Source organism: Pseudomonas sp. IT-P395, from assembly GCF_949767675.1.
In the GTDB taxonomy this organism is placed as follows: Bacteria; Pseudomonadota; Gammaproteobacteria; order Pseudomonadales; family Pseudomonadaceae; genus Aquipseudomonas.
Genome location: NZ_CATKPW010000015.1, coordinates 63,776 through 82,911, shown reverse-complemented (window position 1 = coordinate 82,911; position 19,136 = coordinate 63,776). Strand labels below are relative to the sequence as shown.

At 59.0% G+C, this 19,136-nt stretch carries 21 protein-coding genes; 10 read left to right on the top strand and 11 right to left on the bottom strand.

All coding sequences use genetic code 11. The annotated features are described in order from the left end of the window. Positions 1–334 precede the first annotated feature (334 nt). Entirely contained in the window at positions 335–1,567 is a 1,233-nt protein-coding gene (sstT, locus tag ACM6IN_RS13860) for a serine/threonine transporter SstT (protein ID WP_007917349.1), read from the top strand. Between the two features lie 255 nt (positions 1,568–1,822). Here sstT and ACM6IN_RS13855 read toward each other — a convergent pair whose 3' ends face one another. Next, positions 1,823–2,332 (bottom strand): DUF1993 domain-containing protein, encoded by a 510-nt coding sequence (locus ACM6IN_RS13855; RefSeq protein ID WP_414916215.1) that lies wholly within the window; start codon positions 2,330–2,332, stop codon positions 1,823–1,825. 125 nt (positions 2,333–2,457) lie between these two features. On the opposite strand from ACM6IN_RS13855, the gene ACM6IN_RS13850 reads away from it, so the two are divergent. Further along, the gene (locus tag ACM6IN_RS13850; protein WP_007917353.1) at positions 2,458–3,105 is read left to right on the top strand and encodes a YceH family protein; all 648 of its coding nucleotides are present in this window, start codon (positions 2,458–2,460) and stop codon (positions 3,103–3,105) included. Positions 3,106–3,219: 114 nt separating this feature from the next. On the opposite strand, the gene ACM6IN_RS13845 is transcribed toward ACM6IN_RS13850, so the two are convergent. Both ACM6IN_RS13845 and ACM6IN_RS13840 read right to left on the bottom strand, forming a co-directional pair. Beyond that, positions 3,220–3,738, bottom strand: a complete 519-nt coding sequence (locus ACM6IN_RS13845; RefSeq protein ID WP_007917355.1) for a cupin domain-containing protein — start codon at positions 3,736–3,738, stop codon at positions 3,220–3,222. A 211-nt stretch (positions 3,739–3,949) separates the two neighbouring features. Next, the gene (locus ACM6IN_RS13840) at positions 3,950–4,768 is read right to left on the bottom strand and encodes a shikimate 5-dehydrogenase (RefSeq protein ID WP_414916214.1); all 819 of its coding nucleotides are present in this window, start codon (positions 4,766–4,768) and stop codon (positions 3,950–3,952) included. 256 nt (positions 4,769–5,024) lie between these two features. On the opposite strand from ACM6IN_RS13840, the gene ACM6IN_RS13835 reads away from it, so the two are divergent. The 3 genes from ACM6IN_RS13835 to ACM6IN_RS13825 all read left to right on the top strand — a co-directional run bounded on the left by ACM6IN_RS13835 (position 5,025) and on the right by ACM6IN_RS13825 (position 6,094). Then, positions 5,025–5,384, top strand: coding sequence for a hypothetical protein (locus ACM6IN_RS13835; protein WP_007917357.1), 360 nt, complete (start codon positions 5,025–5,027; stop codon positions 5,382–5,384). Positions 5,385–5,614: 230 nt separating this feature from the next. Next, positions 5,615–5,809, top strand: coding sequence for a hypothetical protein (locus ACM6IN_RS13830; RefSeq protein WP_007917358.1), 195 nt, complete (start codon positions 5,615–5,617; stop codon positions 5,807–5,809). A gap of 102 nt (positions 5,810–5,911) precedes the next feature. Next, positions 5,912–6,094, top strand: a complete 183-nt coding sequence (locus ACM6IN_RS13825; RefSeq protein ID WP_007917359.1) for a hypothetical protein — start codon at positions 5,912–5,914, stop codon at positions 6,092–6,094. Here the strand turns inward: ACM6IN_RS13825 and ACM6IN_RS13820 are convergent. Both ACM6IN_RS13820 and ACM6IN_RS13815 read right to left on the bottom strand, forming a co-directional pair. Continuing rightward, positions 6,091–7,152, bottom strand: coding sequence for an AI-2E family transporter (locus ACM6IN_RS13820; protein ID WP_007917361.1), 1,062 nt, complete (start codon positions 7,150–7,152; stop codon positions 6,091–6,093). The two genes, ACM6IN_RS13825 and ACM6IN_RS13820, sit on opposite strands and share 4 nt — an antisense overlap. Before the next feature lie 111 nt (positions 7,153–7,263). After that, positions 7,264–7,950 carry a cysteine hydrolase family protein gene (locus ACM6IN_RS13815; protein ID WP_414893862.1) on the bottom strand — a complete coding sequence of 229 codons (687 nt, stop codon included), beginning with the start codon at positions 7,948–7,950 and terminating at the stop codon, positions 7,264–7,266. A gap of 188 nt (positions 7,951–8,138) precedes the next feature. Between ACM6IN_RS13815 and yegQ the strand changes: the two genes are divergently transcribed. Next, positions 8,139–9,470, top strand: a complete 1,332-nt coding sequence (gene yegQ, locus ACM6IN_RS13810) for a tRNA 5-hydroxyuridine modification protein YegQ (protein ID WP_414916213.1) — start codon at positions 8,139–8,141, stop codon at positions 9,468–9,470. 236 nt (positions 9,471–9,706) lie between these two features. Here yegQ and ACM6IN_RS13805 read toward each other — a convergent pair whose 3' ends face one another. Further along, on the bottom strand, positions 9,707–10,573 hold the full coding sequence (locus ACM6IN_RS13805; RefSeq protein ID WP_007917367.1) for a LysR family transcriptional regulator: 867 nt from the start codon (positions 10,571–10,573) through the stop codon (positions 9,707–9,709). 101 nt (positions 10,574–10,674) lie between these two features. Here ACM6IN_RS13805 and ACM6IN_RS13800 point away from each other — a divergent pair, with 101 nt between their 5' ends. Continuing rightward, positions 10,675–11,568, top strand: coding sequence for a DMT family transporter (locus ACM6IN_RS13800; RefSeq protein ID WP_414916212.1), 894 nt, complete (start codon positions 10,675–10,677; stop codon positions 11,566–11,568). Positions 11,569–11,730: 162 nt separating this feature from the next. Here the strand turns inward: ACM6IN_RS13800 and ACM6IN_RS13795 are convergent, their stop codons facing one another. Both ACM6IN_RS13795 and ACM6IN_RS13790 read right to left on the bottom strand, forming a co-directional pair. Next, positions 11,731–11,961 (bottom strand): hypothetical protein, encoded by a 231-nt coding sequence (locus tag ACM6IN_RS13795; protein ID WP_123376943.1) that lies wholly within the window; start codon positions 11,959–11,961, stop codon positions 11,731–11,733. A 92-nt stretch (positions 11,962–12,053) separates the two neighbouring features. Next, positions 12,054–12,767: a FadR/GntR family transcriptional regulator gene (locus tag ACM6IN_RS13790; RefSeq protein WP_007917373.1), complete on the bottom strand. Its 714-nt coding sequence runs from the start codon at positions 12,765–12,767 to the stop codon at positions 12,054–12,056. Between the two features lie 346 nt (positions 12,768–13,113). Here ACM6IN_RS13790 and ACM6IN_RS13785 point away from each other — a divergent pair, with 346 nt between their 5' ends. Both ACM6IN_RS13785 and gudD read left to right on the top strand, forming a co-directional pair. Next, positions 13,114–14,460, top strand: coding sequence for an MFS transporter (locus ACM6IN_RS13785; RefSeq protein ID WP_007917375.1), 1,347 nt, complete (start codon positions 13,114–13,116; stop codon positions 14,458–14,460). A gap of 36 nt (positions 14,461–14,496) precedes the next feature. Beyond that, positions 14,497–15,840: a glucarate dehydratase gene (gudD, locus tag ACM6IN_RS13780; RefSeq protein ID WP_273915838.1), complete on the top strand. Its 1,344-nt coding sequence runs from the start codon at positions 14,497–14,499 to the stop codon at positions 15,838–15,840. Between the two features lie 189 nt (positions 15,841–16,029). Here gudD and ACM6IN_RS13775 read toward each other — a convergent pair whose 3' ends face one another. Next, positions 16,030–16,902, bottom strand: a complete 873-nt coding sequence (locus ACM6IN_RS13775; RefSeq protein WP_414916211.1) for a LysR family transcriptional regulator — start codon at positions 16,900–16,902, stop codon at positions 16,030–16,032. Positions 16,903–17,071: 169 nt separating this feature from the next. Between ACM6IN_RS13775 and ampC the strand changes: the two genes are divergently transcribed. Continuing rightward, on the top strand, positions 17,072–18,229 hold the full coding sequence (gene ampC / locus ACM6IN_RS13770) for a class C beta-lactamase (protein ID WP_414916217.1): 1,158 nt from the start codon (positions 17,072–17,074) through the stop codon (positions 18,227–18,229). A gap of 92 nt (positions 18,230–18,321) precedes the next feature. Here ampC and ACM6IN_RS13765 read toward each other — a convergent pair whose 3' ends face one another. Together ACM6IN_RS13765 and ACM6IN_RS13760 are read right to left on the bottom strand one after the other, a co-directional pair. After that, complete coding sequence (locus tag ACM6IN_RS13765) at positions 18,322–18,588, bottom strand: hypothetical protein (protein WP_007918666.1); 267 nt, start codon at positions 18,586–18,588, stop codon at positions 18,322–18,324. A gap of 15 nt (positions 18,589–18,603) precedes the next feature. Further along, the gene (locus ACM6IN_RS13760) at positions 18,604–18,930 is read right to left on the bottom strand and encodes a DUF6124 family protein (RefSeq protein WP_007918668.1); all 327 of its coding nucleotides are present in this window, start codon (positions 18,928–18,930) and stop codon (positions 18,604–18,606) included. Positions 18,931–19,136 lie beyond the last annotated feature (206 nt).

The following is a 19,136-nucleotide window of genomic DNA, read 5'->3' as shown; positions in this document are numbered from 1 at the left end:
GCAACTCCAGCAAAACGACGACACCAGCGTTGACCCGGAGGCCCGCTGGCAGAGTTTGAAAATAAGGATGCGCAATCTTAACAGAGTGTGTCCGGGCTGACTTGCACAAACCTGCCGACTTTGTTGCCTGATCCGGTGGCAGATCGTCACATGCCTGAAGGATAAGGCCTACGCTGTGATAAAGTCCGCGCCCTGAAAAACGTACAGCCTGTTCAACGACCGGTTTATTGGCGTTGATGTCGCGTCAACACTTTCGGTTCGTGGCGGTGGTCTGCTCCTGTTTTGCCATCGCTTTACGCAACCTTGCACCCTATAAAAAATCAGAGATGCCGCTATGACCGCTTCATCCCCTTCTCTATTGCAACGCCTCAAGAACCTCAGCTTGGTCACGCAGATCCTCATTGGCCTGATCGCCGGTATCGCCCTGGCGCTGTTCGCCCCGGAAGCGGCGAAAGGCACGGCGTTCATCGGTAAAGTGTTCGTATCGGCGTTGAAAGCCGTCGCACCGATTCTGGTGTTCGTGCTGGTAATGGCCTCGATTGCCAACCACAAGCACGGCCAGGAAACCCACATCCGCCCGATTCTGTTCCTCTATCTGCTGGGCACCTTCGCTGCGGCGGTCGTGGCCGTGGTCGCGAGCATGGCGTTCCCGTCGCATCTGGTACTGTCGACCGACAACGTTTCGGTGACGGCGCCGGGCGGTATCGGCGAAGTGCTGCAAAGCCTGCTGTTGAGCGTGGTCGACAACCCGGTCAGCGCACTGATGAACGCCAACTTCATCGGCATTCTGGCCTGGGCGATCGGCATGGGCATCGCGATTCGCCATGCCGGCGACACCACCCGCGAAGTGCTGGGGGATCTGTCCAACGGCGTGACCTTGATCGTGCGTGTGGTGATTCGCTTCGCGCCGCTGGGCATTTTCGGTCTGGTGGCTTCGACGCTGGCTACGTCCGGCTTCGGCGCGCTGATCGGTTACGCGCACCTGCTGGCCGTGCTGCTCGGCTGCATGCTGTTCGTGGCGCTGGTGATGAACCCGCTGATCGTGTTCTGGAAACTGCGTCGCAACCCGTATCCGCTGACCCTCAAGTGCCTGCGTGAGAGCGGTATCACTGCATTTTTCACCCGCAGCTCGGCGGCCAATATTCCGGTCAATCTGGAATTGAGCAAGCGTCTGGGCCTGCATGAAGACACCTATTCGGTGTCGATCCCGCTGGGCGCGACCATCAATATGGCCGGTGCGGCGATTACCATTACCGTGTTGACGCTGGCGGCCGTGCACACATTGGGTATTGCCGTGGACATTCCGACGGCGATTCTGCTCAGCGTTGTCGCCGCGATTTGCGCGTGTGGCGCGTCGGGTGTGGCGGGTGGTTCGTTGCTGTTGATTCCGTTGGCGTGCAGCCTGTTTGGCATTCCGAGTGAGATCGCCATGCAGGTGGTGGCTGTCGGTTTCATTATTGGCGTGTTGCAGGACTCGGCGGAGACGGCGCTGAACTCGTCGACTGACGTGCTGTTTACCGCAGCGGCGTGCCTGGGTGAAGAAGAAAAGGCCCAGCGTACGGCTTGATATTCGCTGTAATGAAAAGCCCGCCATGGTGTGAACCTTGGCGGGCTTTTTTGTGGCTGAGATCTTTTCCCCCTCACCCCAACCCTCTCCCCCCAAGGGGGCGAGGGGGAAAGGGGGCAGACCGATTGTTGTTCAAGATCTGAGTTCGACTTGATAGTTCAGGTCGGTGTAACTCGAACAAACAACACCGTCAGTCCCCTCTCCCTCTGGGAGAGGGCTAGGCGGGCGGCGTTCCGATGAGGGGCTTTTGACTTTTTAGAACGCGCCCATGTAATCACGCTTGCCCACTTCAACGCCGTTATGACGCAGCAGCGCATAAGTGGTGGTGACGTGGAAGAAGAATTGCGGCAGACCGTAAGTCAGCAAATAAGCCTGACCGCTGAAGCGCTTTTCTTTCGGCGTGCCCGGACGAGTGACGATTTCAATGCCTTCCTTGCCATCAATCTGCTCTGGCTTGATCTCGCCGATGTAGGCCAGCACCTTGGCAATCAGAGCTTGCAGCTCGGCGAAGGTGGTTTCGGTATCGTCGTACTTCGGCATTTCAACTTCAGCCAGACGCGAGGAAACGCCTTTGGCGAAGTCCACGGCGATCTGTACCTGGCGGGTCAACGGGAACATGTCCGGGAACAGACGGGCCTGCAGGAACGCGTTCGGGTCGATGTTTTTCTCGGTGGCGTGGGCTTCAGCCTTTTTCAGGACATCGCTCAAAGCGTTGAGCATTTGTTGAAAAACCGGGACAGATGCGGCGTACAGGGAAATGGTCATGGCAGTCTCGTGTGGTGGCTGGGTGGAACAAGGAGGCGATTATAGCCATGCTTGATGACCACACGGCTTGCCTTTTGTTCGGCAAGGATTAGGCTAGGCGCCTTCGACTGCAGAGGGAACGCGCGATGACCACAGAACCAGAATCCACCTTCGACGAGCCACGGCTCAATGCCACGGAGATTCGCATCCTCGGCTCGTTGATCGAGAAACAAGCCACCAGTCCGGAAACCTATCCGCTGACCCTGAATGCACTGGTCACGGCGTGTAATCAGAAAACCAGCCGCGAACCGGTGATGAACCTGACTCCGGGCCAGGTCGGCCAGAGCCTGCGCGCACTGGAAGGTCGTGGTTTCGCCAAACTGGTAATGGGCAGTCGTGCCGACCGCTGGGAGCACAAGGTCGACAAGGCGCTGGAGCTGGTGCCGGCGCAAGTGATTCTGAGCGGTTTGATGTTTCTGCGCGGCCCGCAAACCGTCAATGAACTGCTGACCCGCAGTGGGCGCATGCATGAATTTGAAGACACCGAGCAGGTGGTGCATCAACTTGAGCGTTTGATTGCGCGGGGGCTGGCGGTACTGATTCCACGTCAGGCCGGGCAGCGCGAAGATCGCTACACCCATGCTCTGGGTGATCCGGCGGATAGCGAGGCGATCATGGCGGCACGGCAGAACCCGTCGGATCGCGGTACCAGCAGTGGCGTTTCGGTTGAGCGTATTGAAGAGCTGGAAGCGCGGATTGCCGCGCTGGAAGAGCGTCTGGCCCGCCTCGAATAGCCACACAAAACCAATGCAGGAGTGAGCCTGCTCGCGATAGCGGTGTGTCAGTCAAATTACCGTTAATGACACACCGCTATCGCGAGCAGGCTCACTCCTACAGGGATCTGCGCATTACTCGCCATCCCAGTAATCCACACCGTCCGCCTGCCGTGCCACAGCCACAAAACCTGAGGCATTGCCCTCGGCATCGACGTTGAAGTTATCCATCACCGCATACTTGTTCGAATCCGGGTACTCGCAGATTTCCGGCTGTTGCTGGGTACTCACCGCCAGATAACGCAGTTCGGCCTGACTGGTATTGATGATCTGATGGGCCTTCTCCGGGCCGCCCGGCGGGCAAGCGATCACATCGCCTTCGCGGATCGGAAAACGCTCGGTACCAAGACGCACCTCGCCCTCCCCGGCCACCACGTAGAACATCTCTTCGTTGACCCGATGACTGTGAAACGGACTGCCGCGCATGCCCGGAGGCAAGGCGTACAGGCGATAACCGAGTTTCTGCGAACCCAGTTGCTGGCCAATCCGCGCCATGCGCTGCTGATAGCGCCCGGCGGTTTCGCCTTCCGGGGCCAGGGCTTCGGGCAGGGGTTCGAGTTCGACCTGATGCAGGTTGAGGATGGGCGGATGCATGGGAGCCTCGGTCACGGTTTTTGTGGTGGGCAAGTCTGGGCTTGCTGGGGAGGCAGTATAGGCAGCAGGATAAACCGAGGTGAATTCATCGTTGGCAAGCCAGCTCCCACAGGTTTCGGGTTGGAACACAAATCTGTGAGCAGCTCCCATACCTTGTGGGAGCTGGCTTGCCAGCGATGAGGCCAGTTAACTCACTGCATAATTATGAGAATCAGCTCCGGGCAAACGCCACCGCCGCCGCAAACTGCTCTTCAGTCGGGCGCACGCCGGTGTACAGCACAAACTGCTCCAGCGCCTGAATCGCAATCACCTCAAGCCCGGTAATTACCCGCTTGCCCTCAGCCCGACCACGTACGATCAACGGTGTCTCCGACGGAATCGCCACCACATCAAACACCGTATCTGCAGCCTTGATCGCCTCAGGCTCAAACGCCAGTTGCCCCGCCTCCGGCCCGCCGTCCATACCCACCGGCGTCACATTGATCAGCATCTGCGGACGCTCCTCGCCCAGTTCCGCCTGCCAGCGATAACCCAGCGAATCCGCCAAGGCACGCCCGGCACGCTCATTGCGGGCGACGATCAAACCGTTTTTATAACCGCCATCACGCAAGGCGCTGGCCACCGCTTTGGCCATGCCGCCGCTGCCTCGCAGGGCGAAGGTCGAATCCTCGGGTACCGCGTGGGTTTCCAGCAACTGCGCGACAGCAATGTAATCGGTGTTGTAAGCCTTCAGATGGCCGTCGGTATTGACGATGGTGTTGATCGACTGGATCGCTGCCGCCGACGCATCCAACTCATCGACCAGCGCAATGCACGCTTCCTTGAACGGCATCGACACGCCGCAACCGCGAATGCCCAAAGCGCGAATGCCGCCCACGGCACCCGTCAAATCCTGGCTGCTGAACGCCTTGTAATAGAAATTCAGGCCCAACTGCTCATACAAATGGTTATGAAAACGCAGACCGAAATTGCCTGGGCGTCCGGACAGGGACATGCACAGCTGGGTGTCTTTGTTCGGGTTCATCTGCATGAAACTTCTCCTTCAAACGCACTTTCGGATAAACGGGATTAGCCAGCCCATCGGCTTCTGAACGATCATTGAGGCCTGTTTTAAACGGGTTCTGTGCCCCTCGCACGGCCCGGTAAAGAAGCCGGTACAGACCTTACACAAAATTTACCCAGCGGCTGTGCTGATTTTCAGAATTTCGCTGTCTTAGAAGTATCCCCGCGACAACTGTGGGCCTGGTGCAGGCCCTGCCGCCGGGTCGAAGAACCGAGGACTTATCATGATTCGTAAACTCCCCATTCTGGCCTTGCTGATTGGCGCACTCGCTGTCACAGGTCAGGCAGAAGCCGGTGGTGGCCACGGCTGGCAAGGCCCTGCGGTGTTTGGCGCGATCGTCGGCTCGGCCATCATCGGCTCGGCACTGATCAACCAGGATCGGCCGGTATACGTGCAACAACAGCCGGTTTATGTTCAGCCACAACCGGTCTACGTGCAGCAGCCGCCACCACCGGTTTACTACCAGCCGGCGCCGGTGTACGTGCAACAACCGGTGTACATCCAACAGGCCCCCGTCTACTACGGCCCGCCTCGCGGTTATTACGGCCGGCCACATGGCTACTACGGTGGCCCACGCTGGTAATCGCAACACTGAGCCCTGCTTTTATAGCGGGGCTTTTTTATGACCGTTGGTCGGCCAGCGTCTGAAAAAATCTCGCCAAGGTCGCTGTGAGGACAGTTTCACCGGCTAAAGTCGGCATGATTGAGTGACCGTTATGTACATTTACGCAAAACGGTCACTCGTTTGTCATGACGGAACCGCAATCTGAATCCGTCCGTAAACAACAAGTTGATAACAACAAGGACGACTGTATGCCAACACAAAACCCGCACCGCATCGTCGGCCTGTGCACCTCAAGCAAGGTGTACGGCGCGCTGACCGAACTCAAGCACCTGGAAGGCCATCGCTGCGCCAAGTTTCTTTCGCTGCTGGCGGAGAATCTGGTGCACAAAGGTTTGCTCAACGAACGCGAAGTCATGCACATGCTCGATCAAGTGGTCGATTGAGCCAGCCCTCAACGGTATCAATGACCACTATCGAAAGCGTTGATTGTCCGTAGAAGCGACGACTCATTAAGGTAGCTCCATTGATAGATGGAGGTACCCGTCATGGCTCAGGTTCAAATCATGTCCGTTATCGGCAGCGCCGTTCCCGCCTCGCTCAGAGCATCGGGCCTGCTCGCCTGCTGGTATCTGATGCGCGACGGTGAAGCGATCAGCGGCCCGCTCACTTCGCTGCCCGCTGCGCAGGCACTGTCGCAGAAGATCGTCAGCGAGCCGTTTCACGCTTAAGGCAGTTGCACCTTAGGCTTGGTTTCGGCGAACAGCGCCCAGCTCGACATGAACAACGCCGCGATCAGCGGGCCGATCACAAAACCATTCAGGCCGAATACCGCAAGGCCACCCAGAGTCGAGATCAGAATCATGTAATCGGGCATTTTGGTGTCCTTGCCCACCAGAATCGGTCGCATCACGTTGTCCACCAACCCGATCACAAACACCCCAAACAAGCCCAGCACCACGCCCTGCCAGATCATCCCGCTGAGCAGGAAATACACCGCGACCGGCGCCCAGACAATCCCCGCACCCACTGCTGGCAGCAACGACAAAAACCCCATCAAGACCGCCCACAGCAAGGCGCTGGGGATGTCGAGAAACCAGAAAATCGCCCCGCCCAGCGCGCCCTGAGTCACCGCGACTACGAGATTGCCCTTCACCGTCGCGCGTACCACGCGGTTGAACTTCAACTGCAAGCGCCGCTTGTGGCCTTCCTCCAGTGGCACGGCAGTGCGCACCTTGCGCGCCAGTTCGGCGCCGTCACGCAGAAAGAAAAACAGCAGATACAGCATGATGAAGAAACTCACCACGAACTCGAACGTACCTTGGCCAAAACTGAACGCTTGAGTGGCCAGCACCTGGCTGCCCTGCATCGCCGATTTGACGATTTTCTCGCGCAGGCCATTGAGTTCGCCCATGCCGAAGCGGTCGAGCAAGTGCTGAAAGTACGGCGGCAGACTGTGCTTGAATTGCGCCAGATACGCGGCGATGTCCAGCTCGCCGCTTTCGATGCTCTTGTAGACCGCTGCGCCTTCCTGCACCAGCAGCACACTGAGGATGATCACCGGAAGAATCGCGATCACCAGGCAGACCGCCAAGGTACACAGGGACGTCAGGTTGCGCTGCCAGCCGAATTTCGCCTGCAGCCGGCGCTGCATCGGCGCAAACACAATGCCGAGAATCACCGCCCAGAACACCGCGCCGTAGAACGGCAGGAGGATCCAGATAAACGCCACCGTGACCAGCAACAGCAGCACGGTGAGCGATTTGAATTGAAGGCTTTTTTCGTTCATGTCCGATCCATGTCAGTCAGGCGTCATGCACGCCCCGATGCTTAGTCAACCGAGGCCTGCACGAGTGCCATCTTTATTCATGGAGCATAGTTGCGGATCAGCGCAAGCCGATTAACGAACCGGCAACTTGACGATTTCAGCCGTGCTCAGCACATCGCCGAAGGTGTCCTCGACTTCCGCCAGTGCGGCTTTGTGCAAGGCATCCTTGTCGATGGATGTGCCATTGACGCGGGTGATCGCACGGGTCGCCGAGGCGTCGGAGGCGACGATCACGCTGTAACCGAGTGGCGCCGCGTCCCGCGCGGCACCGGCGACGCAAGCGTGGGTCATCAGGCCCGCGACGATGACCGTGTTGATGCCGGATTGCTTCAGCCGTTCGTTCAGATCGGTGCTGCCGAACACGCTGACCGTGGTCTTTTGCAGCACCGCATCCTTCGCGCGTGGCTGCATGTCCGGGTGAAATTTCACGGTTTCGCCATCGATGGCAAACACCGCCGAGCCTGCCGGGGCGATATGTTGAACGTGGTACACGGGGATCTTGTGGCTGTCGGCAAACGTGATCAACTCACGGGTTTTCGCCAACGCAGCGGCACCGTCCGGAATCGGCATCCTGCCGGTGAAGTATTCGTTTTGAAAATCGATCACCAACAAGGCGGACTTGCCGGCCGGTAACTGGCTGACCGGTGTGGCCCCGGACATTGCGCGAATGGTCGGATGGTTGTCTGCCAGTGCACCGGTGCTGGCCAACACACCGGAAAATGCACAGGCGCTGAGGAAACGACGGGTAAAACGTTGCATGGCGAGTGCCTCTGTTCAGTTAAGTGATGAACAAAGCTTAAGCAGCCGCCAGACCGTCGAACACAGTGAAACCGGCACATGATCTGTGCTGTTTCTGCACAAACAGAAACTGCCAAAACCTAGATCCAGATCAATGCTCGCCATTGGTACCCGTTCTACCCTGCCGCGCTTTTACGACCGACACCGCCATGACGCCGACCCTCGCCACCCCCGAACTGCTCGCCCCCGCCGGCACCCTGAAAAACATGCGCTACGCCTTCGCCTATGGTGCCGATGCGGTCTACGCCGGCCAACCGCGATACAGCCTGCGGGTGCGCAACAATGAATTCGATCACGCCAATCTGGCACTGGGCATTCGCGAAGCCCAGGCGCAGGGCAAGCGCTTCTATGTCGTCGTCAACATCGCGCCGCACAACGCCAAGTTGAAGACCTTCCTCAAGGATCTGGCGCCGGTGATCGAGATGGCGCCGGATGCGCTGATCATGTCTGACCCGGGCCTGATCATGCTGGTGCGCCGGCATTTCCCGCAGATGCCGATCCACCTGTCGGTGCAGGCCAATACGGTGAACTGGGCGAGCGTCGAGTTTTGGCAACAACAGGGTTTGAGCCGGATCATCCTGTCGCGGGAATTGTCGCTGGAAGAAATCGGCGAAATTCGCGAACAAGTGCCGGGCATGGAACTGGAAGTGTTCGTTCATGGCGCACTGTGCATGGCCTACTCCGGGCGCTGCCTGCTGTCGGGTTACCTGAACAAACGCGATGCCAATCAGGGCACCTGCACCAACGCCTGTCGCTGGAAATACTCGGCGCAAGCGGCCACGGAAAATCAACTCGGCGACATCGTCCAGACCTTCCAGCCCGAGCCGACCCTGGGCCTCGGCGCTCCTACCGATCAGGTGTTCCTGCTACAGGAAGCCAACCGCCCCGATGAATTGATGCCGGCATTCGAAGACGAGCACGGCACCTACATCATGAACGCCAAGGACCTGCGCGCGGTGCAGCACGTCGAGCGCCTGACGCGCATGGGCGTGCATTCCTTGAAGATCGAGGGCCGGACCAAATCGCACTTCTATTGCGCGCGCACCACCCAGGTGTATCGCCGAGCAATTGATGATGCGGTGGCCGGGCGTGAGTTTGATCGCAGCCTGATGACGGACTTGGAGTCGCTGGCGCAGCGTGGCTACACCGAAGGTTTTCTGCGTCGGCATGTGCATGACGAGTACCAGAATTATCAAAATGGCAGCTCGGTGTCGGAGCGTCAGCAGTTTGTGGGTGAGCTGACTGGGGAGCGGCGTGAGGGGCTGGCCGAGGTCAAGGTGAAGAACCGTTTTGGTCTTGGTGATCATCTGGAATTGATGACACCCGCGGGCAATTTTCATTTTGATCTGCGTGAGTTGCAGAGTGTTGAGGGTGAGGCGATCGAGGTAGCGCCGGGGGATGGGCACACGGTTTTTGTGCCGATTCCGGAGGGGGTGGATTTGCGGTTTGGGTTGTTGATGCGGGATATCGGTGTTGCCTGAAAAGGCCCCTCACCCTAGCCCTCTCCCAGAGGGAGAGGGGACTGATTGGGGGATGTTGGAGAGGTTCATCGACCTGAACGTGCTGCGCCGAATCCATAATCGACTTTTCTGATCAAGCACACTGGACTCGGTTGAATCTATATTCAACACGGTGTTTCAGGTCGGCGTATAGCGCATGACAACTCGGTCGGCCCCCTCTCCCTTTGGGAGAGGGCTGGGGTGAGGGTCGGCGTTTCCTACACACTAAACTCCTCCCGCAACATCGCTACAAACGCCTCCCGCGCCGGATGCACCCCGGCGTTTTCATGCCAGTAAAACAGGTTGTCGACGGCCGTCAACTCAGCAAACTCATACCCCACACACCCGGCCCCTTTCGCGTACTGCTCAAACACGCCCTTGGGCACCAGCGCCACGCCCGCCCCGGCACTCACACAACCGACAATCGCGCCATAACTGGCGAGACTGACGATCGGCAGCGACAACCCCTGACGCAACAACCAATGCTCCAGCGCCGCTCGATACGGACAACCTTGCGGCCACATGAACACGGTTTTGTCCTGCAGGTCTTCGATGCCGCGCACTGGCCCGAACGAGGTCGACGCGATCAACAGCAATTCTTCGCGATACATCGGCGTGCGCCTGAGCTGCGAACGTTCGACATCCACCGCGACAATCGCCCCGTCGAGACGATGGCTGACGGTGTCATCGAGCAACTGCCCCCACGTGCCGGTGGTGAGTTCCAGCGCCACCTGCGGATAGCGCTGGTGAAACTTCGCCAACAAGCGCGGCAAGCGCCCGGTCGCCGAGGACTCGATCGCACCGATGCGCAACGGCCCGGACGGCTCGGCCGAGGGGTCCACTGCACGTTTCGCTTCAACGGTCAGCGCCAGAATCTTTTCCGCATAGGCGAGAAACGTCTGCCCCGCCGGGCTGATGCGCAACCCGCGCCCCTCACGCAGAAACAACGCAACGCCCAACTCGGCCTCGAGTGCCTTGATCCGCGCGGTGATGTTCGAGGGCACGCAAAACAGCTTTTCCGCTGCCCGCGCGATGCTGCCGACCTCGGCCACGGTCTTGAACATACGGATTTGCGCCAGCTCCATATTCATCACTCTGAGTGAACATTTGACGCAGTATAAGTCAGTTGTGGCGAATGATTGGCGGCCCGGATACTCGGCGCATCGACACCACCGAGCGCCCGATCATGCCGCACCCTTCCCCGTGGAAAATCCTCTTGGCGATGGCCTTTGTCGTTGGCTGCTGGGCGTATTCGCCGACCGGCATTCACATCGGTCTGCAAGCCTACGACCCCGGGCATCTGGCATTGCTGCGCTTTCTGTTGGCGTCGTTGTTCATGGCGTTGATCGCCATTTTCAAAGGCATGCGCCTGCCGCACTGGCGCGATGTGCCGCTGTTGTTTGCCTTGGGTTTCTTCGCCGTCAGCCTGCATCACGTCGCGCTAAACATCGGCCAACAAAGCGTCAGTGCCGGCGCTTCCAGCGTGTTGGCGCAATCGAGCCCGTTGTTCAGCACGTTGCTGGCGCGATTCGTGTTCAAAGATCAGGTCAGCGCCTGGCGCTGGGGTTGTGTGTTGCTCGGCTTTGTCGGTGTGGTGATTGTGGTCAGCGGCGATAAGGGTCTGGGCGATATCGATGCGCATGCCCTGCTGATCCTGCTGGCAGCCGTTTCATGGAGCGTTTACTTCGCCCTGCAAAAGCATCATGCGCGGCGTTACGACGGCTTCAGTCTGGCGTGTTACGCGGTGTGGTCGGGGACGTTGATGCTGCTGATTTATCTGCCTGGACTGGGTCAAGCCTTGCTGAATGCGCCGCTGCGGGTGCAGTGGGCGGTGTTGGCATTGGGCGTGTTTCCCAGTGCGCTGGCCTATCTGGCGTGGGGGTTTGTGCTCCAGCATGTGGATTTGAGCCGGGCGACGATGACGTTGTATCTGATTCCGCCAACGGCGATGGGGATTGCGTCGGTCGGGTTGGCGGAGCGGCCGACGTTGCTGATGCTGGTGGGGTCGGTGGTGGTGTTGATCAGTGTGTTGGCTTTGAATCTGGAGCGACGGGTTGGGGGTGTTCGGGCAGCGATCTGATCAATGATTGTTGTTGAGGCAAATGCCGACATCGCTGGCAAGCCAGCTCCCACAGGGTTCTATGGTGAACATAGTTTTCAGGTACATCCGCATAACCTGTGGGAGCTGGCTTGCCAGCGATGAGGCCAGCCCAGACAACACATTAATCAAGGCAATCGCCGATCAGCGCCGATCATCCGACAACGGCGTCGGCTCATCCGCCGGCGGTACATCGTCATCCGCCGCCGGATCCTTCCAGTCTTCGGGCCGATCAGCATCGCTCAACGGATCACGCCCTGGGGGCATGCCCATCGGTGAATCGTGATCGGCCAGGGTCGGTTCATCGGTACCCGGCATCGGCCGGGTTGGATCGGTTGGCAGCACACCACCCTGAAACAGCAAATCATTAGCCATGACACACCTCACCAAGGAGGTCCGGAATACCCGGGCCGTACAACTTGGAATCAGGCCTGTGGACGGCGTGCTATCGAACAGACCGACGGCGTTCAACCTTGCGCGGAAAAACGGTCGCGGCTGTTGGTCAGGTGCAACCACATGGCTGCCCGCGCGGCATCCGCATCCTGACGTTTGATCGCATTCAGAATCGCCTCATGCTCCAGATGGGCCAGTTGCCCGAGTTTGCTCAAATCCGCCGCGCCACGTTCAGCAGCATTGAGCCGGTTACGCGGAATCATCGCACTGCCCAGGTGTTGCATGATCTCGCTGAAGCAGACGTTGCCGGTGGCCTCCGCGATCAGCAGATGAAAGCGCCGATCGGCCTCGACACAGCTGTCGTTGTTGTCGAGCAGCCGTTGATAGTCATCCAGCGCCTGACGCATTTGCAGCAATTGCTGCTCGGTACGGCGTTGCGCCGCGAGCGCCGCCGCTTGTGTTTCCAGGCCCAGACGCAATTCAAGAATGCTGCGCACGCCGAGCGCCGTGTCGACGTTAAGGCGCAAGCCCTGCTCCGCCGCGCGCTCGATGACAAACGTGCCGATGCCGTGGCGCGTCTCGACCAGTCCCGAAGCCTGCAATTTGGAAATCGCCTCGCGCACCACCGTGCGGCTGACGCCATGTTCCTGAACGATGGCGTTCTCCGAGGGCAGCTTGTCGCCGGGTGATAACTGGCCGAGCAGGATGCTCTGGGTGAGTTTCTCCACCAGATCATGGGCGAGGTTGTGCGCACGTTTGCGAGCGGGAGCGTCGAGGTCTTCTTGCATGGTTGGTTCCGGTGATCGGGGCTTGCCGATCGTAGCATCGCGCGCGGGGCTTACAAGATTGATTTTAGCGGACCAACTTGTATGACAACACTCAAATTAATCGAAATGATTTGATACTTCCCAGACGAACAGAGCCGCACAACCGTAGGAAGCCTTCACTTCTCAAAAGCCATAACACCCAGAAATCATTGAGCATCCGTGTAAAAAAGCATAAAAAACCGGCTTTCCAGAGAAAATTAATCGGCCTTCCCCACTTGTAGGACAAAAATTCTCAGTTGTATGATGTCTAGCAACAACGCAGTAACTGCCCTACCCCGCATAAAAATAATCAGTGGGAGAAAACCAAGTGAAAACCTCCGTCTCCGGGATGAACGAGGGCGTCGATTCGACACTCGCGTCGGCCATCTCGAAAGTGAAACGCCACGTCCTGCCGCTCTTCGTGATCATGTTCATCGTCAATTACATTGATCGGGTGAACATCGGTTTCGTCCGCACCCACATGGAACACGACCTCGGTATTGGTGCCGCCGCTTACGGCTTCGGCGCCGGGTTGTTCTTCATCGGTTACGCGCTGTTCGAAGTCCCGTCGAACATGCTGCTGCAGAAAGTCGGCGCACGCATCTGGCTGACCCGCATCATGTTCACCTGGGGCCTGGTCGCCGCCGGCATGGCGTTCATCCAGAACGAAACCCACTTCTACGTATTGCGCTTTTTGCTCGGCGTGGCCGAGGCCGGGTTCTTTCCCGGGGTGATCTACTACTTTACCCGCTGGCTGCCCGGCGCCGAGCGCGGCAAGGCAATTGCGATCTTCCTCAGCGGCTCGGCCGTGGCCTCGCTGATCTCCGGCCCGTTGTCCGGCCTGCTCCTGCAGATCAACGGGCTGGGCATGCACGGCTGGCAATGGATGTACTTCATTGAAGGGATGTTCTCTGTGTGCCTGTGCGTCTTCGTCTGGTTCTGGCTCGACGCCAAACCTCACGATGCGAAATGGCTGAGCCGCGCCGAACAGGACGCATTGGTCAACGCCATCGACGCTGAACAAAAAGCCCGCGAAGCCGCGACGCCGATCCGGCCATCGATGGGCAAACTGCTCAAGGATCGCCAGATCATCCTGTTCTGCCTGATCTACTTCTTCATTCAGTTGACCATCTACGCGGCAACCTTCTGGCTGCCGAGCATCATCAAGAAAATGGGCGAGATGAGCGACTTCCAGGTCGGCCTGTTCAACTCGATTCCGTGGTTGTTGTCGATCATCGGCATGTACGCCTTCGCTTCGTTCTCGGCCAAGTGGAAACACCAGCAGGCGTGGGTCGCCACCGCCCTGTTGATCGCCGCAGCGGGGATGTTCATGTCCACCACCGGCGGGCCGATCTTCGCCTTCGTTGCGATCTGCTTTGCCGCACTGGGCTTCAAATCCGCGTCGTCGCTGTTCTGGCCGATTCCGCAGGCCTATCTGGATGCACGCATCGCCGCAGCGGTGATCGCGTTGATCAACTCGGTGGGCAACCTTGGCGGCTTCGTCGCGCCGACCACGTTCGGCCTGCTCGAAGAACACACCGGCTCGATTCAGGGCGGCCTCTATGGCCTGGCCGCGACCTCGATCATTGCCGCGATCATTGTCTTCTTCGCCCGCACCACACCGAAACCTGCTGCCGACATCGCCGTGGTCGAGACCGCGCCGAAACACGCCTGACGTCCATTTTTAAGATTGCGTATTAAGGATAAGAACATGACCGCACACGACACCGCCAAAGCCCCGATCATCACCGAAATGCAAGTCATCCCCGTGGCCGGCCACGACGGCATGCTGCTCAATCTGAGCGGCGCCCACGGGCCGTTTTTCACCCGCAATATCGTCATTCTCAAAGACAACGCCGGCCACACCGGCGTCGGTGAAGTGCCCGGTGGCGAGCGTATTCGCCAGACCCTGGAAGATGCGCGCAGCCTGGTGATCGGCAGCCCGATCGGCACCTGGCAGAAGATTCTCAATCAAGTGCGCCAGACCTTCGCCGACCGCGATGCCGGCGGCCGTGGCCTGCAGACTTTTGACCTGCGCATCACCATTCACGCGGTCACCGGTCTCGAAGCCGCGCTGCTCGATTTGCTCGGTCAGCATCTCGACGTACCGGTGGCGGCATTGCTCGGCGAAGGTCAGCAACGCGATGAAGTGAAGATGCTCGGTTATCTGTTCTACGTTGGTGATCAGCGCGAAACCGATCTCGCCTATCGCAGCGAACCGGACGCCGACAACGACTGGTTCCGCGTGCGTCACGAGAAGGCCATGACTGCCGAGGCCGTGGTGCGCCTCGCCGAAGCGGCCCATGCCAAGTACGGTTTCAAGGACTTCAAACTCAAGGGCGGCGTGCTCAGCGGCGATGCCGAAATCGAAGCGGTGACAGCGCTGGCCGAACGCTTTCCCGAGGCGCGCATCACCCTTGATCCGAACGGTGCGTGGTCACTCAAAGAAGCTATTCGTTTGTGCCGCGATCAGCATCATGTGCTCGCCTACGCCGAAGACCCGTGCGGTGCGGAAAACGGTTATTCGGGCCGTGAAGTGATGGCCGAATTTCGCCGCGCTACAGGGCTGAAAACCGCCACTAACATGATCGCCACTGACTGGCGTGAAATGGGTCATGCGATCCAGTTGCAGTCGGTGGACATCCCGCTGGCCGACCCGCACTTCTGGACCATGCAGGGTTCGGTGCGCGTGGCGCAGATGTGTCATGAATGGGGGCTGACCTGGGGTTCGCATTCCAACAACCACTTCGACATTTCGCTGGCGATGTTCACCCATGTCGCCGCTGCTGCGCCGGGCGAGATCACCGCGATCGACACCCACTGGATCTGGCAGGACGGCCAGCGTTTGACCAAGGCGCCGCTGCAAATTGTCGACGGTCTGGTGCAAGTGCCGAAGAAACCGGGGCTGGGTGTCGAACTGGACATGGACCAGGTGGCCAAGGCTCATGAACTCTATAAAGGCATGGGCCTCGGCGCGCGGGATGACAGCGTGGCGATGCAGTTTTTGATTCCGGGGTGGAAGTTCGATAACAAGCGGCCGTGTCTGGTGCGCTGATCATCAACCCAAACCGATATCCCCACAGGCTCACTTCTACTGGGAATAGGGGTTGAATCCGAGTAGCTGGTTCAACAAATGAACCTGTGGGAGCTGGCTTGCCAGCGATAGCGGTGGGTCAGCCAACATCGATGTTGGCCGTGCCGGCCCTATCGCTGGCAAGCCAGCTCCCACAGGGGATGATGTGAGTCATGTAGAGATTTGCAGCAGCCAGGTTTTGAACGCACTCATCGCCGCCGTTTCCGGCCGCGACTGCAGCCGCGTCAACCAGTAACTCCCCGTCGTAATCTCAATCGCAAACGGCTGACAAATCGCCTCCGCCGCCAGTTGCCGGGCGAACATCAGCGGCGGCGCCAACGCCACCCCGCTGCCCTGCAAAGCCGCTTCCATCATCGCCAGCGACGAATCAAACACAATGCTCTGCGGCGGTGCCGCCTGCGTCGCCAACCCTGCCGCCTGAAACCATTCCGGCCATTCATCGGTGCGATAGGAACGCAGCAGCGTCTGCTGCAACAAATCCCCCGGCGAATGCAATTGCCGGGCAATCTCCGGCACGCACAACACCGACAGCGGCGCCTCGAGCAAACGCGTCGCCTCGATACCATGCCACGCCCCGGCGCCAAAACGGATCGCGTAATCCAACCCTTCTGCCGCGACATCCACGCGGTTGTTGTTGGTCGACAGCCGCAAATCTATGAGCGGATGTTTCGCCCGGAAGTCCGCCAGCCTCGGCAACAGCCAACCGACAGCGAAGGTGCCGACCGCGCCGACGGTCAGCACTTCGCGATATTGTCCACCGGCCAAGCGTTCGAGAATCTGCGCGATGTGATCGAACGAAGTGCTCAGCACCGGCAACAAAGTTTCGCCCTCACTGGTCAGCATCAGCCCACGGGGCAGGCGTTTGAACAGCGTGACGTTGAGTTGCGCCTCAAGGCTTTTGACCTGATGGCTGACGGCAGCCTGGGTGACGCACAGCTCCACGGCCGCGCGGGTGAAACTCAAATGACGTGCGGAGGCTTCAAAGGCGCGCAGTGCGTTGAGCGGCAATTGCGGTCGAATCATGCCCAGTCCCAAATTTTTCTAATGGCTCGTGCGAGTTTTCATCGTTTGTCGATTAGCGTCGCGCTGACTAAATTGGCGGCGCTGATCAGTCGCCCAACGAAGAAATCGCCCGCAGTGTAGCGGGATAACGTCATCAACACTCATGGAGAGTGGTTCACCCATGTCATCCATTCAATCGAGAAAAGTCATTTCCTGCGCCGCTTTCGGCCTGTTATTCGGCGCCACATCCTGTTTCGCCGCTGCGCCCGATGCTGCGCAGCTGCAAGCATTGGTCAACGACGCGGTAACGCCCGTGATGCAGCAGCAGAACATTCCCGGCCTGAGCGTGGCACTGACCATCAACGGTCAGCCGCATTACTTTAACTACGGCGTCGCCAACAAAGACACCGGGCAAACAGTCAGCAAAAACACCCTGTTCGAAATCGGCTCCGTGAGCAAAACCTTCACCGCCACCCTCGCCGGTTACGCGCAAGCCACCGGTAAGCTGGACCTGTCGACCAAGGCCGGTCAGCTCTGGCCTGAATTGAAAGGCAGTGCCTTCGACAACATCAGCGTGGTGCAACTGGGCACCTACAGTGCCGGCGGTTTGCCGCTGCAATTCCCGGCGCAATGGGATTCGTCTGACAAGATGCTCGGCTATTTCCAACAGTGGAAACCGGTTTATCCGGCAGGCAGCCATCGCCAGTACTCCAACCCGAGTTTGGGTTTGTTCGGTTATCTGGCGGCGAAAAGCCTCGGCCAGCCGTTTGATCAGGCAATGACGCAAACCCTGCTGCCGAAACTCGGTTTGCAGCACACCTACCTCAGCGTGCCTGCCGCGCAAATGGAGCTGTATGCACAAGGTTATGACAAGAACGGCAAACCTGTGCGCGTCACGCCCGGTGCGCTTGACTCGCAGGCCTATGGCGTGAAAACCAGCGCGGTGGACATGCTGCGTTACGTTCAGGCCAACCTGAAACCTGAAACGCTGGAAGCGGTACTGCAAAAAACCATCGCCAATACCCACACTGGTTACTACACCGTTGGCGACATGACCCAAGGCCTGGGTTGGGAAATGTACCGCTACCCGATCAGCCTTGACCGCTTGCTGGCGGGCAACTCGACCGAAATGGCCATGCAGGCGCACAAGGTGCAGTGGCTGAACCCTCCGCAACCGCAGCCGCATGACGTGCTGATCAACAAGACCGGCTCGACGGGGGGCTTCGGGACTTACGTGGCGTTTGTGCCGAGCAAAGACGTTGGCATCGTGATCATGGCCAACAAGAACTTTCCGATTCCTGAGCGGGTGAAGATCGCCCACAAAATCCTCAGCGCTGTCACTGACTGAAAATCAAAAGATCGCAGCCTGCGGCAGCTCCTACAGGATCGGGTTTTCACTCGGTCAATGTAGGAGCTGCCGCAGGCTGCGATCTTTTGTCTTTAAAGCTGAGCCTGCAACTTCCAGCCGATGACATCCATCAAGTCGCAACTGTCCCGCAACGGGATCGCCATCACCCGGGCGAAATCCTGCAGCAGCAAGGCGTCATGTCCCTTGCCGTCACCCAGCGCCAGGGTTTCCATCAACTGCGTCACACAACGCAAACGGTAAGCCGCCGTGCCATGCAGCACATCCACGGGCGCCTCGCGGTCGATCAGCAGAGCGGGAATCTTGCAGTCAATCCCGGTCAGCGGAATGTATCGCGTCATGCTGCACCTCCCTGTTCAATGTTGCGTCGCCGCTGGTGGATCGAGATTGTCCAGCGCACGGTTGACCAGCAACTCGCCGAGCACCGCCAACTGCTGAATCGACAGGGCGAGACTGCGCGCTGAACCTTGCAGTTCAGCGGCAAGGTCTGTGGTCAGGACATTGAGTGAGGCGAGGGTTTCGCAAGCGTGGCAGAGCAGCGTCGGGGTATCGATATCGGGGACGATGGTGAAGAGATGGCTGATGGGATCGGGGTGACGGGGGTTGCGTAATCGGGGGTTGTTGGCGTCGAAGGATCCTGAATCCATGGGGGATTCGGGAGGGTTTGGCGTGTGTTTTTTCATAAGTAAATGACCTCTAAACATGGGAGAAAAAACTGCCAAACTCACTTCCACGAGAGGGTGGCAGCTTTGCGCAGGGGTGGAAGTCCGGGGAGGTCGAGAGACCCGGTGCACTCGAGAGTGCTCCTGCGCATAGCTGCCATAAGCAAACAATGTTGGCATAAAAACCGCCAACATGTGTTCACAGGCGCACATGCGCTCACGACCAA

Bases quoted from the DNA above. Each gene is read 5' to 3' on its own strand.
- sstT (WP_007917349.1), top strand. From the start codon at position 335: ATGACCGCTTCATCCCCTTCTCTATTGCAACGCCTCAAGAACCTCAGC.
- ACM6IN_RS13855 (WP_414916215.1), bottom strand. From the start codon at position 2,332: ATGACCATTTCCCTGTACGCCGCATCTGTCCCGGTTTTTCAACAAATG.
- ACM6IN_RS13850 (WP_007917353.1), top strand. From the start codon at position 2,458: ATGACCACAGAACCAGAATCCACCTTCGACGAGCCACGGCTCAATGCC.
- ACM6IN_RS13845 (WP_007917355.1), bottom strand. From the start codon at position 3,738: ATGCATCCGCCCATCCTCAACCTGCATCAGGTCGAACTCGAACCCCTG.
- ACM6IN_RS13840 (WP_414916214.1), bottom strand. From the start codon at position 4,768: ATGCAGATGAACCCGAACAAAGACACCCAGCTGTGCATGTCCCTGTCC.
- ACM6IN_RS13835 (WP_007917357.1), top strand. From the start codon at position 5,025: ATGATTCGTAAACTCCCCATTCTGGCCTTGCTGATTGGCGCACTCGCT.
- ACM6IN_RS13830 (WP_007917358.1), top strand. From the start codon at position 5,615: ATGCCAACACAAAACCCGCACCGCATCGTCGGCCTGTGCACCTCAAGC.
- ACM6IN_RS13825 (WP_007917359.1), top strand. From the start codon at position 5,912: ATGGCTCAGGTTCAAATCATGTCCGTTATCGGCAGCGCCGTTCCCGCC.
- ACM6IN_RS13820 (WP_007917361.1), bottom strand. From the start codon at position 7,152: ATGAACGAAAAAAGCCTTCAATTCAAATCGCTCACCGTGCTGCTGTTG.
- ACM6IN_RS13815 (WP_414893862.1), bottom strand. From the start codon at position 7,950: ATGCAACGTTTTACCCGTCGTTTCCTCAGCGCCTGTGCATTTTCCGGT.
- yegQ (WP_414916213.1), top strand. From the start codon at position 8,139: ATGACGCCGACCCTCGCCACCCCCGAACTGCTCGCCCCCGCCGGCACC.
- ACM6IN_RS13805 (WP_007917367.1), bottom strand. From the start codon at position 10,573: ATGGAGCTGGCGCAAATCCGTATGTTCAAGACCGTGGCCGAGGTCGGC.
- ACM6IN_RS13800 (WP_414916212.1), top strand. From the start codon at position 10,675: ATGCCGCACCCTTCCCCGTGGAAAATCCTCTTGGCGATGGCCTTTGTC.
- ACM6IN_RS13795 (WP_123376943.1), bottom strand. From the start codon at position 11,961: ATGGCTAATGATTTGCTGTTTCAGGGTGGTGTGCTGCCAACCGATCCA.
- ACM6IN_RS13790 (WP_007917373.1), bottom strand. From the start codon at position 12,767: ATGCAAGAAGACCTCGACGCTCCCGCTCGCAAACGTGCGCACAACCTC.
- gudD (WP_273915838.1), top strand. From the start codon at position 14,497: ATGACCGCACACGACACCGCCAAAGCCCCGATCATCACCGAAATGCAA.
- ACM6IN_RS13775 (WP_414916211.1), bottom strand. From the start codon at position 16,902: ATGATTCGACCGCAATTGCCGCTCAACGCACTGCGCGCCTTTGAAGCC.
- ACM6IN_RS13765 (WP_007918666.1), bottom strand. From the start codon at position 18,588: ATGACGCGATACATTCCGCTGACCGGGATTGACTGCAAGATTCCCGCT.
- ACM6IN_RS13760 (WP_007918668.1), bottom strand. From the start codon at position 18,930: ATGAAAAAACACACGCCAAACCCTCCCGAATCCCCCATGGATTCAGGA.